16 protein-coding genes are annotated in these 15,891 nt (G+C 38.7%); 10 read left to right on the plus strand and 6 right to left on the minus strand.

The window, feature by feature from the left end:
* Window positions 1-29: 29 nt before the first annotated feature.
* Both C7H19_RS03675 and C7H19_RS03680 read right to left on the minus strand, forming a co-directional pair.
* The gene (locus C7H19_RS03675) at window positions 30-788 is read right to left on the minus strand and encodes a DUF3153 domain-containing protein (RefSeq protein ID WP_106455539.1); all 759 of its coding nucleotides are present in this window, start codon (window positions 786-788) and stop codon (window positions 30-32) included.
* Between the two features lie 10 nt (window positions 789-798).
* Window positions 799-3,051, minus strand: a complete 2,253-nt coding sequence (locus C7H19_RS03680; protein WP_106455540.1) for a ribonuclease R family protein — start codon at window positions 3,049-3,051, stop codon at window positions 799-801.
* Between the two features lie 624 nt (window positions 3,052-3,675).
* Between C7H19_RS03680 and C7H19_RS03690 the strand changes: the two genes are divergently transcribed.
* Window positions 3,676-4,446 carry a hypothetical protein gene (locus C7H19_RS03690; RefSeq protein ID WP_106455542.1) on the plus strand — a complete coding sequence of 257 codons (771 nt, stop codon included), beginning with the start codon at window positions 3,676-3,678 and terminating at the stop codon, window positions 4,444-4,446.
* Between the two features lie 70 nt (window positions 4,447-4,516).
* Here C7H19_RS03690 and clpP read toward each other — a convergent pair whose 3' ends face one another.
* The 3 genes from clpP to remA all read right to left on the minus strand — a co-directional run bounded on the left by clpP (window position 4,517) and on the right by remA (window position 6,051).
* A complete protein-coding gene (gene clpP / locus C7H19_RS03695) occupies window positions 4,517-5,122 on the minus strand; it encodes an ATP-dependent Clp endopeptidase proteolytic subunit ClpP (RefSeq protein WP_106455543.1) in 606 nt (201 codons plus the stop codon).
* 74 nt (window positions 5,123-5,196) lie between these two features.
* A complete protein-coding gene (gmk, locus tag C7H19_RS03700) occupies window positions 5,197-5,754 on the minus strand; it encodes a guanylate kinase (protein ID WP_106455544.1) in 558 nt (185 codons plus the stop codon).
* Window positions 5,755-5,784: 30 nt separating this feature from the next.
* The gene (gene remA / locus C7H19_RS03705) at window positions 5,785-6,051 is read right to left on the minus strand and encodes an extracellular matrix/biofilm regulator RemA (RefSeq protein WP_106455545.1); all 267 of its coding nucleotides are present in this window, start codon (window positions 6,049-6,051) and stop codon (window positions 5,785-5,787) included.
* Between the two features lie 285 nt (window positions 6,052-6,336).
* Between remA and C7H19_RS03710 the strand changes: the two genes are divergently transcribed.
* Complete coding sequence (locus tag C7H19_RS03710; RefSeq protein WP_106455546.1) at window positions 6,337-6,744, plus strand: thiol-disulfide oxidoreductase DCC family protein; 408 nt, start codon at window positions 6,337-6,339, stop codon at window positions 6,742-6,744.
* Between the two features lie 158 nt (window positions 6,745-6,902).
* On the opposite strand, the gene C7H19_RS03715 is transcribed toward C7H19_RS03710, so the two are convergent.
* On the minus strand, window positions 6,903-7,658 hold the full coding sequence (locus C7H19_RS03715) for a TerC family protein (protein WP_106455547.1): 756 nt from the start codon (window positions 7,656-7,658) through the stop codon (window positions 6,903-6,905).
* A 210-nt stretch (window positions 7,659-7,868) separates the two neighbouring features.
* Here C7H19_RS03715 and psaM point away from each other — a divergent pair, with 210 nt between their 5' ends.
* From psaM to C7H19_RS03755, 8 genes are all read left to right on the plus strand, one after another.
* The gene (psaM, locus tag C7H19_RS03720; RefSeq protein ID WP_015219798.1) at window positions 7,869-7,964 is read left to right on the plus strand and encodes a photosystem I reaction center subunit XII; all 96 of its coding nucleotides are present in this window, start codon (window positions 7,869-7,871) and stop codon (window positions 7,962-7,964) included.
* 163 nt (window positions 7,965-8,127) lie between these two features.
* On the plus strand, window positions 8,128-8,493 hold the full coding sequence (locus tag C7H19_RS03725) for a slr1601 family putative cell division protein (protein WP_106455548.1): 366 nt from the start codon (window positions 8,128-8,130) through the stop codon (window positions 8,491-8,493).
* Window positions 8,494-8,519: 26 nt separating this feature from the next.
* Complete coding sequence (locus C7H19_RS03730; RefSeq protein ID WP_106455549.1) at window positions 8,520-9,398, plus strand: ABC transporter permease; 879 nt, start codon at window positions 8,520-8,522, stop codon at window positions 9,396-9,398.
* Window positions 9,399-9,483: 85 nt separating this feature from the next.
* The gene (locus C7H19_RS03735) at window positions 9,484-10,626 is read left to right on the plus strand and encodes a DegT/DnrJ/EryC1/StrS family aminotransferase (protein ID WP_106455550.1); all 1,143 of its coding nucleotides are present in this window, start codon (window positions 9,484-9,486) and stop codon (window positions 10,624-10,626) included.
* A 27-nt stretch (window positions 10,627-10,653) separates the two neighbouring features.
* Entirely contained in the window at window positions 10,654-11,559 is a 906-nt protein-coding gene (gene crtB / locus C7H19_RS03740) for a cyanoexosortase B (RefSeq protein ID WP_106455551.1), read from the plus strand.
* Window positions 11,552-12,280 carry a cyanoexosortase B system-associated protein gene (locus C7H19_RS03745; RefSeq protein WP_106455552.1) on the plus strand — a complete coding sequence of 243 codons (729 nt, stop codon included), beginning with the start codon at window positions 11,552-11,554 and terminating at the stop codon, window positions 12,278-12,280. The genes crtB and C7H19_RS03745 overlap by 8 nt, the downstream gene beginning before the upstream one ends.
* A 156-nt stretch (window positions 12,281-12,436) precedes the next feature.
* Complete coding sequence (locus tag C7H19_RS03750; protein ID WP_425428857.1) at window positions 12,437-13,546, plus strand: polysaccharide biosynthesis/export family protein; 1,110 nt, start codon at window positions 12,437-12,439, stop codon at window positions 13,544-13,546.
* Between the two features lie 121 nt (window positions 13,547-13,667).
* Window positions 13,668-15,884 (plus strand): GumC family protein, encoded by a 2,217-nt coding sequence (locus tag C7H19_RS03755; protein WP_106455554.1) that lies wholly within the window; start codon window positions 13,668-13,670, stop codon window positions 15,882-15,884.
* Window positions 15,885-15,891: the final 7 nt, after the last annotated feature.

Below are 15,891 nucleotides of genomic sequence, written 5' to 3' on the forward strand. Positions count from 1 at the left end.
AAGGTGGGTGGTTTTCCCACCTTGAAAAACTAAGCCGTTTTGATGGATTGATTCACCCCAGGAAAACGCTTGTATTTTAATAAATATCCCAGCAACATCAATAAAATAATAATTCCTGTGCCAATTCCTAAATAACTAGGAAGCCAGAAAACAGCTTCTAGTGTATTAACTTGACCAGGTTGCAAATGCCAGATTAATTGATTGCCAACGGGTGTAACTTCTGCATTATTTGTAATTAATGGTTTAGCTCCCCAAGGTGTTATGATACTAAATTCTAAATCGATTAATGAGCCAGGACTAACAATAATATTACCCTGATTCGACAGAACTCCTAAAGCGCGTAAATCAACATTTAGATTTAGATAATTTCGCTCAAAAAAGAGCCAATTATTCTGACGAGTGATCATTTTAGATTCTAGTTGTAATAACTCTGAATTTTCGCTTTGAGCAATGCTGGCGGCTGAATTAGAAGTTGGGTTAAAAAATTGATTAAATTTCTTAGTTAAATCTCGACTACTATTAAACGGAATCGTTACACTCACTTCTTCAGGTGAAAATCTTTTTGCTGCGCCCCCCAGAAGTTTAGCTCTTTGTTCAATACTATTTAACCATTGATCGGCTTCAGCTTGACTTAAAGTGGTTAAACGTTGTCCTAAAATAATCGTTTGGACAATTTCTCCATGATGTTGATCTTTAAAATTTACCCTCACATCATATTTAACACATCCACTGAGTAAAGTCAGAAGTACAAAAATTAAGGGTAAAAATCGTTTAGCAAAAAATTTCATAACATCTCTCCTAATCTTCTTCTAGATCTTCGTTACGGGCTGTACTACCACCACCAACGGTGACTAAATCAATTTGCTGACGATAATAGTCTACATTTTTTACCTCGACTTCGACTTCATCCCCAAGACGATAAGCAATGCGATTTTTGCGCCCCACTAAACAACTATGACGGGCGCGATATTCATACCAGTCATCTTTAAGAGAACTAACATGGACTAACCCTTCGACTAATAAATCTTCGATCTCTACGAAAAAGCCGTATGATTGAACTCCAGTGATCAAACCTCGGAAAACTTGACCCGTTCTTGCTTTCATTTTTTCCGCTTTTTTGAGTCCTTCTAAGTCTTTTTCTGCGTCTTCGGCGACTTTATCTCGTTCGTTGAGATGAGCAATGATCGCGTGAAATTCGTCGATTAAGCTTTCTTGTGTTGCTGTAGGTAAGACATTCCAATTAATTTGACCATGACTGGTGCTACTTCCTAAATTAACGGCATTTTTAACAAGTTTATTTCGTTTATCTCGCCCTTCAGCAAACAGAATCATCAAAACGCGCTGTACCCACAAATCACCATAGCGTTGTCCTGGAGAAACACAATGAACATATCCTTCTGTGTACGCTAGACCAAAATGAGGCATCGGATGACTACTATATTTAACAGGTTTGAGGGTTGTTTGTAGCATAAAGTTCAAGACTTTTTGTGCTGAAGATGTGGCAAACGCTAAAGTAAAGGTTTGATAATCTTGTGATGTGACTTCTTCTTCTGTGGTTAAACTGAGATTTAAGCCTAAATTGTTCGATAATTTGATTAAATCTTCTAATTCGTCCCAATCTGGTTCGGGTTGACCACAATAAATTGCTGGAATTTCTAGGGCTAAAAGATGTTTAGCGACAACAATGCCAGCTAAAACCGCTAATTCACTTAACAGAGAACGAACGGGTAAAGTAGAAGAAGCAAAAATGACTCCTTTTCGTCCCTCATCTTTATAAGCTGTGAATTTTTCAAATTGAATCTCAAAACTACCGCGCTGTAGTCGTTGTGATTTCACCAGAGGACACAAGTTAAACAAAAGGGTTTGTAATCTTTCTACTAAGGTTTTCTGATCTTGTTTTACCTCTTCAGGATTACTCAGTAATGATTGTACTTGAGAATAACTTAAAGCATGATCGACTTTGATTACGCTTGGACAAATTTCAAATTCACTAACTTGACCTTTATCATCTAAGTTAATCAAAATAGACATTACTAGACGATTTTCCCCCTTGATGAGAGAACATCGCTTTTGTACTCCGTCAGGAAATAACGGTAATATTCTATCTCCTAAATAAACGCTTGTTCCTCGTTTTTTGGCAATTTTATCTAAGAGTGTATTGGGTTCAATATAATGGGCAACATCAGTAATATGAATACCAATTTGCCATTGTTGTTGATCAATTTGTTCTATTGTAAAAGCATTTTCGGTTATGAATGAAACATCATCAGTTAGATCATTTTCAATGGTGAAGGTGAGTAAGTCCCTTAAATCTCGCCGTTGTTCAATTTTGTCTGTTTCTGGGGTTTGGGGTAAAGTGTCGGCTGCTTGTATGGCTGCTTCTGTAAAGGCTTGAGGTAAATCGTGTTTACAGCATACAATATCGGTATCGGCGGCAGCTTCTGCATCACTTCCTAAGATTCTTGTCACTTGTCCTTGGGGCGGATGTTCACCAATAGGATAACGCAATACAGAAACATGAACCAAATGATCGATCGCTGTTGCTAAGTCTTGTCCATTCGGCCGCAACGCCAGTTCAAACAGAAGACGATCATCAAGTGGAACCGCTAAAAAGCCGCCATTGTCTTTTTTTACCTGAGCGAGTAAAGAGGGGTTTGCCCGTTCTAAAATGAGTTTAACTTCCCCTTCAGGAGATCGTCGGCGCGTTCCTTCTTTGATGATTCTGACTAAGACGCGATCGCCATTCCAAGCATTACTCAGATGACTTTCTCTAACATAAATGTCGTCTGCATCTTCTTCATCTTGAATTGCAAAACAAAACCCTTTACTAGAACATCGTAGTTTGGCTTCTACAACACTGTCTTCTTTAATTTTGCGATATTTTCCCCTTTCTTTGGCTACAATGCCTACTTTCTCTAGCGCGTCTAGAGCAATTTCGAGTTTTTGGATGTTTTCGTCATCTTCACATCCCAGTTTTTTTTCTAGCACTTTAGCTGCGACTAATTTGTCATCACTCAAATGGGCTAGTAATGCAGCGATCGAAAAGTCCATCTATGAAAATCCTTTTGAAGATAAGCTTATACAGTAGTTGAATCTGAGCATTTAATTGAAATTTAAGAGAAACTTAGAACAACGCTTTCGCATTGCGTCTATTGATCATTAAAAGTGAGGTTGCCCCCTGAATTAACCGATAACGAAGATAATTGTTACAATAATCTTTACGTGAGAAAAAAGGTTTTAGAACAATCCTAGAATCTGTTTCATTCTTTTTACCTTTGGTGATTAAACCACTCGTGCCAGAATGATTAAATTCTTTCATTAGTCTTTCACCTTAAACTTTTTCCTTCTCTTGCTTTTCTCCTCTTGTATAGGGTTTTTGCAGTTTAAGAGAAAAAAGAAGTTTACTCTAATCACTAGCTGAAGATGAAGCTGCAACTAGAAAATAGCGCAAAATTTGGTCGCTTTGAAGTTATGCCATTGTAGAATCGCGCAAGAAAGCAATCATTAGAATTAACACTGAGTTAGTAGATCGCTGGCTCAAAAAGGCTTAACTTTTGTTAACCATTTTACTTAATCTTCAATTGTATCAAAAAACGTGACAATTTGCTCAATTAAACGATACACTATTTTTAGTAGTACAAAAAAACTAAAAACAACTGATAATTGTAGGAATCTATGTTAAATGAATTTCGGAACCGCTATCCCAATGGTAGTCTAATTAGTGAATTATTAGAAATCGCTCACGGAAAATATATTGTCAGGGTTAGCGTACACATTGAAGGAGTGACGGTAGCAACAGGATTAGCCGCAGCAGATACGATAGAAGTAGCAGAAGATCAAGCAAGAGTTAGAGCGATCGCTTTACTCAACTTAGAACCTTTAAACATTTCAGAAACTCCAGCAACAAACGCTAAAGAACGAAATTCTAAAAAAACTGAAACCGTCATTACTTCAAAAACAACGGTCAAGAAAACACAGCGTGAACCAGACAACGAAAAAGCTAAACCAGCCATTGTTTTAACTATAGAAGAACCAGAGGAAAAAGCTAAACCACCAATTGTTTTAACTATAGAAGAACCAGACGAACCCATCAGCGAACCTGAAGAACAAGACCTAACATTAGAAACAAAGGAAACTTTTTCTGATACTTTTGAACCAGAAGACGAAGAAACACCCGTATTTGAAGAAGAAACAACACCACTTATTTTAGAGACCGAAGAAATAACGACTCAATCACCTGAACCGTCAAAAAAACCCTATAATGAACCGATGGACTATACTGAAGTAATTGATCGAACCAGTGTTGAAATGAAGCGTTTAGGATGGACAAACGATCAAGGAAAAGAATACCTGATTAGTACTTATGGTAAACGTTCTCGCCAGTTATTAGATGATCAACAACTCATCGAATTTTTGCAATATCTAGAAAGTTTACCAACTCCTTAACAGTTCTGAGTCATCAGTTATCAGTAAACAGACTGGAATTTTTAACTGATTACTGATTACTGATTACTGATTACTGTTCATCGGGTGGATGAGACGCAGAAGGACGACGGTTAATCACTTGGTCAATGAGTCCGTAGTCTTTTGCTTCCTCAGCAGACATAAAGAAATCTCGTTCTGTATCTTCAACAATTTTGTCTAATGGCTGTCCAGTATGATTCGCCAAATGTTCGTTTAACAACTGCTTGAGATACAAAATTTCTTTAGCTTGAATTTCGATATCAGTTGCTTGTCCTTGTGCACCGCCGAGAGGTTGGTGAATCATAATACGGGAGTTTGGTAAACTCATCCGTTTCCCTTTTGCACCAGAACTTAGAAGAAATGCGCCCATACTCGCAGCTAGTCCGATACAAATAGTACAAACATCGGGTCGAATTTGGTTCATCGTGTCAAAAATTCCCAAACCGGCTGAGACAGAACCCCCAGGAGAGTTGATATAAAGATAAATATCTTTTTCGGGGTCTTCTGCTTCAAGAAATAGCAATTGAGCAACAACAAGGTTAGCGAGTTCGTCAGTCACTTGTTGTCCTAGAAAAACGATACGTTCACGGAGAAGGCGAGAATAAATATCGAAAGCGCGTTCGCCCCGCCCAGAGGTTTCAATTACGGTAGGAATCATTGAGTGCCTGCTGATAATCACTGTTCTTCTTCGATTGTAAGCTAGTCTTCTGTGAGTTGACATTCAGGAGTCAGTTAAATAATTGACTCAATCTCTTTAATTAAGGCTGTAAGGGCGGTTTCTAGGTCATCATTGATGATTTGTCGATCGAACTCTTCTTTTAGTGCTATTTCTTCTTTAGCACGTTCTAGACGACGCAAAATAGCCGTTTCTGTCTCGGTTCCTCGCTGACGCAAACGATGATCTAATTCATCAAAAGAAGGAGGTAAGATAAAGATCCGAAAGGCTTTAGGGAAAGTTTGTTTAATTTGCTTTGCCCCTTCAATTTCGATTTCTAGTAAAACCGATATATTTTGTTGTAGTTTTTCCTCGACCGCAATACGGGGAGTTCCGTAACAATTCCCCGCAAATTCAGCCCATTCTAATAATTTTTCTTCTTGAATCATTTGTCCAAATACTTCTTTAGACACAAAATAGTAGTCTTTACCGTCTATTTCTCCTGCACGCGGTAAGCGAGTGGTCGCAGAAACAGAAAGATGAAGATTAGGATAACGTTCAAGAAGTTTATGAACTAGAGTTCCTTTGCCAACACCACTCGGTCCAGTGATGACAATCAGTTGACCTGACATCATGAATAATTTAGATTAAATTAAGGTTGAAACTTAATTATTATTCCCTTGTGGGTCTTTGCTGACAACAAAGCGATGGGCAACTGTTTCAGGTTGAATAGCTGAAAGAACAACGTGACTAGAGTCAGTAATAATGACTGCACGTGTTCGCCGACCATAGGTTGCATCAACGAGTCGTCCTTGTTCCTTCGCATCACTAATAATGCGTTTAATCGGGGCTGATTCAGGGCTAACGATCGCAATAATACGATTAGCCGAGACGATGTTACCAAAGCCGATATTAATTAGCTGAATATCCATAAGCTTACAATAAGGCGTACCTTTATAAGAAAGAATCGCGCTAGTGTGGATTATTTACCATGTTATCGATAAAAAGCGCGTTTTTCAAGGAAAAAAGTCATTTATGTATCTAAATATGTATTTTTTCAGTTTTTTACTTTTGCCTGTTATTGTGTAATGTTCTTTTAGCTAAAAGGCTTGTTGAAGTATAGCTTGAGGCCTATCTATAATTGATGGTATGCGGCAACCTACAGCCGTACTTGTTTTGCGATAAATACCTAGCTTTTTGAGAAAATTTTGTTACCTATGTTGTATTACGTCATCTACGATGGTCAATGTAACCTTTGTGCAACATTTACCCAACTCCTAGAAAAATTTGACCAAGGAAAACTTTTTCATTATGTTCCCATGCAAGATGAAGATATTTTAAGAAAATTTGACATTACTGGACAAGATTGTCAGATGGGAATGATTTTAATCAATGGGGAAGATCCCGAACAACGATGGCAAGGTAGCAATGCAGCCGAAGAAATTGTACGATTACTGCCCTTCGGACAAGTCTTTATTACCGCTTATCAAAATATACCTGGAATGAAAAAGCTTGGTGATGCGACTTATGAACAAGTTCGGGATCATCGTTATGATTGGTTTGGTAAGCGTGAAACAACTTATAAATCAAGTTATCCTTTTGGCTGTGGCAATCCATCACCCTAAAATTAGATATAGCGGTTTTCAAATAAATGAGGTACAGATGATATGTAGGGGTTTGGTCTTGGGACCCTATAGAATTTAATTTGAGAAATGCTATATAAATCTTAATCAAAAAAAGAGGCATTTTAATTAAGCCTCCATTAATTTTTTTTATTAACTTATTAATCAATCATTGATTTTTCTTTATTTGTTTCTTCAACACTAAAAGATTCTTGAGTAGATGGCTCAAAAGGTCTACGCTTAGAAAAACCCCAAGCAAATAAAAGAGCAATTACTGTAATCATTAACCATTCTGGAGGGGCTAAATTATCATCAAAAACTTTTAAAAATAATCGGAATCCCACCAAGCCAACTGTAATAAATCCCGCATCTTCTAAATAAACATATTCATCTAACCAACGAATAAACCAACCTGCTAAAAATCGTAGAGTAATTACGCCAATCGTTCCACCGATGATAATCAGCAAAAGGTCGTCAGCGACAGCGATTGAAGTCGTTACACTATCTAAAGAAAACGCTAAATCTGTAAAAGCAATCATTGGAATAGCTTGCCATAAAGACGTAAACTTTAGATGATGATGGCCTGATGTATCATCTTTTTGATCTTCATCATTTTTAGAAGTAAAATAGTTAAAAACGAGCCATAATAAATAAATTGCGCCGATTAACTCAAATTGCCAATATTTGATCACCCAAGTAGCTGTTAAAATGAGAATAATGCGTAAAACATAGGCGACAACCAAGCCAATATTCAGGGCATCCCTTTGTAATTTAGTCCCTTCTAAGCCTTGAGCGATCGCAGCCAAAGCAACAGCATTATCAGCAGATAAAACAGCTTCAAGAGCAACCAAAACAAGGAGAATGAGAGGCGTTTTCAGGCTAAGGCTAAGAGATGAATCTAAAATTTGGTCTAACATTAAGAATTATTATCAAAGACGAGATCGGATCAGGATATTGATTAGCCAATCGATAGCTACTCTTACAGTGTATTATTTTTTCTTTACAATTATCTAGGGACAACCCCAAGAGAGCCCACCAAGATATAAAGTCTTGTAACAAGGTATTTTACAAAAGGCCAACGATCAAGCAAATTATTGATTGAATGGCTTTTTAAGGAGTTATATACGATGTCTATCTCAGAAACCCAAGTTTTCGTTGCCCTAGTGATTGCTTTGATTCCTGGTATCTTAGCTTTCCGTTTAGCGACGGAACTTTATAAGTAGGTTTTCTTGTCTTAAGCCTCAAATCACTAATCATCCCTTTGATTGGGGGTGATTAGTATTGAGGAAAAAACACACTTGTCTATCCCAGATGAGCGTCAAGAGCAGTAAAATGCTCTAATGTTTGATCCGATCAAGATGCTCGAAAATGCTATTGTGTCTAAAGATGAAACCTCAACAGAAGAGACAACCGATTCGTCAAAAACCTCGCCAAGCTGCCAAACGCTCTGAGACAAAACGAGTTCATCAAGGAATTGCGATCGAAGCTAGTCTCAAAATCGGCATGAATGTTATTCTCTCCATCGCTTCGGTGACTGCTCTCATCAAACTTTGGCCTTATCAAGAAATCCAACAAGCTAAATTAGCCGAAGTTCGTCGCGCTGTAGCAGAAAGCGAAATCAGAGTCGATCAATTACGAAATCAGTTAAACCGAAATTTCGATCCTGAACAAACTAAAAAACTGATGCAGGAACAAAGTTACCGAGTCGATCCCAATCAACGTCGAATTTTTTGGATGTATCAAGAACAGTGATTTATTGAACGAGTCTCCCGAAAAGAATGCAGTTAAAATCATGGTTTTGGGGTCAACAGGCGCGACAGTTTTACAAAAATAAAATGGCAACCCTTGGCTTAATTTTATTACTCATCATCATTTTGGGAGTTTTAGTTGGCCCGCTCGTAAATCAAACGCCGATCGCTCAAATTAATTTTAGTCAATCGACTTTACCCCCAAACTGGCAACATCCATTCGGTACAAACGATCTAGGACAAGATCAACTGGTAAGAGTCTTATATGGTGGTCGTATTTCCTTAACCGTCGGTTTAGCGGCGATGGTGGTCGCCATCAGTTTAGGAACCCTAATCGGGTCTCTAGCGGGCTTCTATGGGGGTCTGGTGGATAGTTTGTTAATGCGCTTAACCGATTTATTTTTATCATTGCCGCAACTTCCTTTATTACTACTCATCGTTTATCTGTTTCGAGATTCAATGAAAGCGATCGCAGGACCTGAAAAAGGAATTTTTATCCTAGTCGTTTTTTTAATTGGTGGCTTAAATTGGATGTCAGTCGCTCGCTTAGTACGGGCAAACATCCTAAAATTACGAGAAATGGAATTTATCGAAGCAGCAACCGCCCTCGGTGCCAACTCGCGTCGTTTAATTTGGGTGCATTTGCTCCCGAATGTCATGGGAATTATTATTGTAGCGGCGACTATTGCGGTCGGAAATGGAATTATCACCGAATCTACACTGAGTTTTTTAGGGTTAGGATTTCCCCCAGATGTTCCAACTTGGGGACAAATGCTTTATAAAGCCAAAGATTATTTAACAACTGCCCCTCACATGGCTTTATTCCCTGGTTTAGCCATTTTTATTACCGTTTTAAGTATTAATTATGTAGGTGAAGGATTGCGGGATGTCTTTGATCCAAAAATTTAAGGACAATTTTTAATAAAGTTATCATAATTTTTGTTCAATTTATGATATCCTCTTGTTTCAAATCATCACGAGCGAAACACATTAAATGACTGCTAATTTAGTAAAAGTTCCTTTTGTTGATCTGACTTGGCAGCATCAACCCATTCTGACAGATATAGAGCAAGCGATTCAAACAGTCATCAAACGGGGCGATTTTGTTCTGGGACAAGCTTTAGCAGAATTTGAAAACAGCTTTGCTCGTGCTTGTGGGGTGCAATATGGTGTAGGAGTAGCTTCAGGAACAGCCGCGATCGCAATGGGGCTACAAGCGTTAGGAATTGGCGCAGGGGATGAAGTTTTAGTACCAGCTAACACCTTTGTTGCGACATTGATGGGGGTACTCCAAGCGGGGGCGCAACCCGTTTTAGTCGATTCTAAAACAGAAACGGCACTCATTGATTTAGAATTAGCAGTTAAAGCGATTACACCCCGCACAAAAGCGATCATTCCGGTTCATCTTTATGGACAAATGGTATGTCCTAGACAACTCCTCGATTTCGCCCTCAATCATAATTTACAAATTTTTGAAGATGCCGCACAAGCTCATTTAGCCAAAAACCAAGGATATACGGCGGGATCTATCGGGATTGCGGCCGCCTTTAGCTTTTATCCGAGTAAAAATTTAGGGGCGTTTGGCAATGGCGGAATGTTAATTACATCAGATCCAACTGTAGCCGAAAAAGCCAAAACTTTACGAAATTATGGCGCACCGAGTAAATATTTTCATACCGAAATTGGGACAAATAGTCGGTTAGATACCTTACAAGCAGCAATTCTTCAAGTTAAATTACCTCATCTTCCTCAATGGAATCAATTAAGAAATCAAATCGCTCAGTTGTATGATCAGCTTCTTAAGCCTCTACAATCATTTGGAATTCAACTTATTGAAAATAAAAGCGATTTAGGACACGTTTATCATCTTTATGTCATTCGTATTGATCAGACTTGTCCCTTACAACGAAAAGAAATACAAGAAGCACTAAGTCAAAGAGGAATACAAACGGGGATTCATTATCCAATTCCTTGTCATTTACAACCCGCTTACTCTCATTTAGGATATCAACAAGGTGATTTTCCTTCATCTGAAATGTTATGCGAACAAATCCTCTCATTGCCGATGTATCCTGGATTAAGCGCGGAACAAGTAAAATATGTTGTTGAACAATTATCTATAATCGTTGGTGAATGAATTTTTTAAATCGTTTGATTGTAGCTTATGCAAACTCCTATAACTTCGGCAACAGAACGCGATCGTAATCTTTTTATTTTTTTGGTTCTCGGTTTATTAGCTATACTTTATGGCCCACTGATTGTTTACTGGTTTGATGGTTGGCTTAATAAGAGCATTAGTATTGAGCATGAATATTTCAGTCATGGTTTAATTGGTTTACCCTATGCGGCTTATATTACTTGGCAACAACGCAAACAATGGCAGCGTTTACCCAATGTTTCTCATCCTTTGGGTTTAAGTTTACTCGTTTTAGGCGGTATTCTTTATTTCACTGGACTATTTCAATGGGTGAATTTATCTTTTGTGATCATGCTTATTGGGGTGTGTCTGTGGCTTAAAGGAAAACCTGGGCTAAAATTGCAGTGGTTCCCCCTTTTATTAGTTTTTTTAGCCACCCCTAACGAGATTCCTTATTTAATCACACCTTACACACTGCCCTTACAAAAATTTATTGCGAATGTAGCAGGATTTATTCTCCAACAACTAGGATTTGAAGTTGCCGTACAAGGAATTCATTTAGCGGTACAAGGACAATTTGTCGAAGTTGCACCATATTGTGCGGGTCTAAAAATGCTTTTTACAAGTATTTATGTGACGCTTTTATTATTACATTGGACAAATAGCTTAAAGAATAGAAAAAAAGTTTTTTTTATGTTAATAAGTGCCGTTATTATTAGCATCACTGCCAATGTTTTTCGTAATGCAATCTTAGCGGGGTTACATGGAATTGAACGCAAAGACTTATTTGATTTGGTTCATGAAGGATGGGGCGGTGATTTATATTCAGTATTAATGCTGCTAACCATTGTCGGACTCTTCCGCTTATTACAAAAATATGAAACAACCAACAAACCAGAACAAATGAAGGTGGAAGACAAACAATATGAATAAAATTAAACTAGGATGGCAGCCATCAAAAAATCAGAATCAGACATTAAAGTATTTTTCATTTTCTCAATGGATTCTTTTAGGATTCTTACTGTTACTAATTATCATGGGGGCTATCCCTAACTACTTGAGTAATAAATGGAGTTGGGCGCAGCCTCCTCAAATTCAAAATATTAAATATATAAAAAATTTGAGTAAAACGGGATTAACCCTCCCAAGCTATCAAGAAGTTAAACAAGAACAGTTTAGCTTAGGAAATCAAGAATGGTCGGCTCAACTCTTACAAAAACAAGAACAATCTTTAGTATTGTTTCTCATGCCACAGGATTATTATACAAATTTGCCAGAAACAGAATGGCTCGATTTAAAATATCTTGAAAATTGGAAAATAGATTCTCAAAAAAACATTACCGTACCCATTCAAGAGCAATCATCCTCTTATTCAGTTGTAGCGCGTTATTTTAAAGCATGGGCTAAAACCACATTTATAATTGTTCAATGGTACGCTTGGCCAAGCGGAGGAAGTTATTCATCTCATGATTGGTTTTGGCAAGATCAAGGCGCACAATTGAAGCGACAACGTTTACCTTGGATTGCTGTTAGCCTGAAAATTCCAGTAGAGCCAAATACTGTCCCTAAAACAAAATTATCTGAGATTAAAGCGATCGTTAATGAAGTTCAAACTTCTTTAGAAAAACAAGTTTTTAATCGCTTACAATCATAACTCGTAACTATTGACAAGATAGAAAGAAGATCCGAGACTTGAACCATTACTCTTATCAAGAGCAGGTCAATCGTGATGGCTAAAAAACAACCGCTCCGATCCTTGAACCAATTTATCTACGGCTGTAGCAGCATTGTTTTATGGGGGCTACTAGAAATGAGTATTGGCACGCCACCCGTGCTGAGTCAACATGGACTTCCTCGACTTGCTCCTGAACCCCCAATAACGCCAGATGCGCCGCCAACCTTTCAACCTCCCGATATTCCACCAAGAACGATTACACCCCCTGTATATCAAGATGACTCCAAACAGTTTCAGTTATACCGTTTGGATATTGGGGATGTAGTGAGTGTTTCAGTTCCCGAATTTCCTGAGTTTAGTGCCTCTAGTCCTATTGATCCTGAAGGTAATATTCAAATTCCCATACTCGGTAGAGTCGCCGTCAAAGGTTTAACCCTCGATGAAGTCGAAACAAAAGTTCGCTATGAACTCGGAAGACGATTTTTACGCACTGAACCCGATGTTGTTGCTGTTTTAACTTCTTCTCGTCCCGTTCAGCTAACCATTTTAGGGGAAGTGGCTAAACCAGGATTTTATACTGTCGCGCCCAATAGTGACTTAACTGTAGTGATTACTGGTGCAGGAGGAAGTACACCCAGAGCCGATCTCAGATCAGTCATTGTCCGTCGTCCTTTGGTTGATGGTACTGTATTAGAGGAAAAAGTAGATTTATATAATCCTTTGATTAAAGGAAAAAGTGTTCCAGATTTTCGCGTACAAGGCGGTGATACGATCATTATTTCTCGCCTAGAGGTGGGACAAGACAACGACTACGATCGCTATTTAATTTCAAGAACGAGCCTAAATCAGCCGACGATGACTGTTCGTGTTTTAGTGCCTTTGTTGCCTTCAGGAACAGCATTAAGAAATGTTACTCTTCCCAGTGGTAGTACTTTTCTTGATGTGATTGCTTCCTTGCCAACAACCGATCGCTTACGAATTAATGTAACCGATGTATCCTTACTCCGTTTCGATCAAGAAAAACGAGGTGTAATCACACAAAGCGTTAATCCAGAAGCGGCTCTAAGAGGCGATGTCTCCCAAAATTTACCCTTAGAAGATCAAGACGTAATTATTGTAAGTCGGACACTTTTAGGTAAGGTGTTTGCGGCATTTAATATTATCACGCAACCCATTCGAGATGTTCGATCTTTTACAAATACGATTAACGATTTTGCGACTGGCAATTTTACCAGAGGAAATTGATCACACGAATCTTTTCTCTCTTTCTAACACATTCATTGTTTACACTAGATAACAGAGTAGAATATTCCTTTTTTAAAGTAACCGTTAAAATAAGGGCATCTTGAAATAAGGCTTTGTACCTATGGCGCCACCAATCATTAAACGATTTCTGATCTCACTTAATCAGTATAAGTTGCTGGGTCTATTGGCTTTTCTCTTATCGCTTGGAGGCGCGGTAGTCTTGGCGATCCAGCCCGATCCAGAAAAACCACCTAGAGTTTATAAAGCGATCGGACAATTAGCTTTTCAAACCCCGCCCCCCGCTTTTACCAGTACAGGAACTCAAATTCAAGAACAAGGCCGAACTATTGGCCGAGATATCCTTTTAGCGCCGAAAGTTCTCCTCAATGCGGCCGAAAAATTACGGTTATCTCAAGAACGAATTCTCGAAATTAGAGATAAAAAATTAATTATCTCTTTCCCGACTGATCCTGAATCAACAGATGCCGAGCAACCGCAACAAGCTCAACAAGATAATCAACCTCAAGTGATTACTCTAGAATTTACCGATAGCACACCCGAAGGAGCGCAATTAATTCTAGAAACATTGATGAAGGAAATGGTAGATTATAGCCGTTTACTCAATGCGTCTCAATTACAAACCCGAATTAAAGCACTAAATGAACGATTAGGAACCGTACAAAAAGATCTCACAGGAGCAGAAGAAAAATTTTATCGATACATTAGTAAAGAAGGCTCAGAATTACTGGCTGTTCAAGATGGTAGTCTTTTTAGTGCTATTACCAGTAGTCAACAGCGACAAAGAGAAATTCGCCTCACTCTTCAAGAATTTGAAGGTCAGATTAATAGTCTGACTCGACAACTCGGACTTTCACCAAAACAAGCTTATACCTCATCGGCTTTAAGTGCCGATCCGATTATTGCTAATCTTAGAGCAAGAATTTTAGAAACTGAACTGCAATTAGAACGATTACAAAAAGATCTCCGCCCTGAACATCCAGCATTAGTTAAACTGATGAAGGATAAGCAGGTTAATGAAACCTTATTATCTCAACGCGCTGAAGAAGTAATCGGAAAAGATGGCATTTTTACGACTTTACCGAGTAAAATTCGCCAAGAAAGTAACCTCGATCCGACTCGTCAGGAACTCGCAGGCCAATTAATCGCTCTACAAACTCAAAAAGAAGGATTACTTAAACAATTAGACTCTCTGGTTAATCAAGAGCGACAACTCCGTTTACAATATGAACGCTTCCCAGATAAACAGTTACAACAAGCTCGGTTAGTACAAGCAGTCGAATTTCAACGGGTTATTTATCAAAATATTCTCACGGCTTTAGTCGATGCTCAAGCCGCAGAAGCAGAAACTGTTGGTAGTTTAACGATCGCTCAACAACCGATCGCTAATGAAGTCATTTATCCGCCGAATCGTCGAAATCGTGTTTTGATTCTTCTAGCAGGTGCCGGGTTAGGTATTATCTCCGGAACGGGGTTAATTTTCTTACTAGCGGCTATTGATGATCGACTTCATACTACACAAGAATTACGAGAGGCTCTCGTTTCTCGTCAAATCTTGCTTTTAGGAGAACTCCCGAAAATTGGTCGAGAACGTAGCCCAATTCTAGCCGATGGTGAACCCGATTATTTAGCTTTTTATGAACGATTCCGGAGTAAAATACGGCGTTTAGGCACAGATAGTTCTAAAGTAGTGATTATTACGAGTATTACTAATGAAGAAGGGAAAACTTTAACGGCTTATAACTTGGCGATCGCTGCTTCTTTAGCCGGTAGACGAACACTCCTCATCGAAGCGGATCTACGTTCTCCATCCCAAGCGACTAATATTCAGGTTCTCCCCGATCCAGAAGCCCAAAAAGAACCCCTACTCTATTACGGCGCTCGCAGCAAATCAATCCGGTTAGCTCCTTCGATTGAAAACCTCTCAATCTTACCCAGCCCAGGACCACAAAGACAAGCCGCCGCTATTCTAGAATCTAGTGAACTTCAACTTTTACTAAAAGATGCGCGGGGACGTTTTGATATGGTGGTGATCGATACGCCGTCTCTTTCTCGCTGTAATGATGCACTGTTGCTCGAACCGCTTACGGATGGTTTAATTATTGTCACTCAACCTGGGCTGACTCGTTCTAGCTTACTCAATGAAGCTCTCGATCAACTAGCCGAGGCCGAAGTGTCGATTTTAGGGGCTGTGATCAATAATGTTGATGATTTGGCAACTCCAGCAAACACCCCATCTGATGAAGACTTACAACCTCAATTAACACCTTTAGATCAATCTACTTCAGCCCAGGAAGAAGAGGCTAAAGTTGAGGTATAGCTTGCGT

The organism is Aphanothece hegewaldii CCALA 016 (assembly GCF_003007785.1).
GTDB lineage: Bacteria > Cyanobacteriota > Cyanobacteriia > Cyanobacteriales > Microcystaceae > Chroococcus > Chroococcus hegewaldii.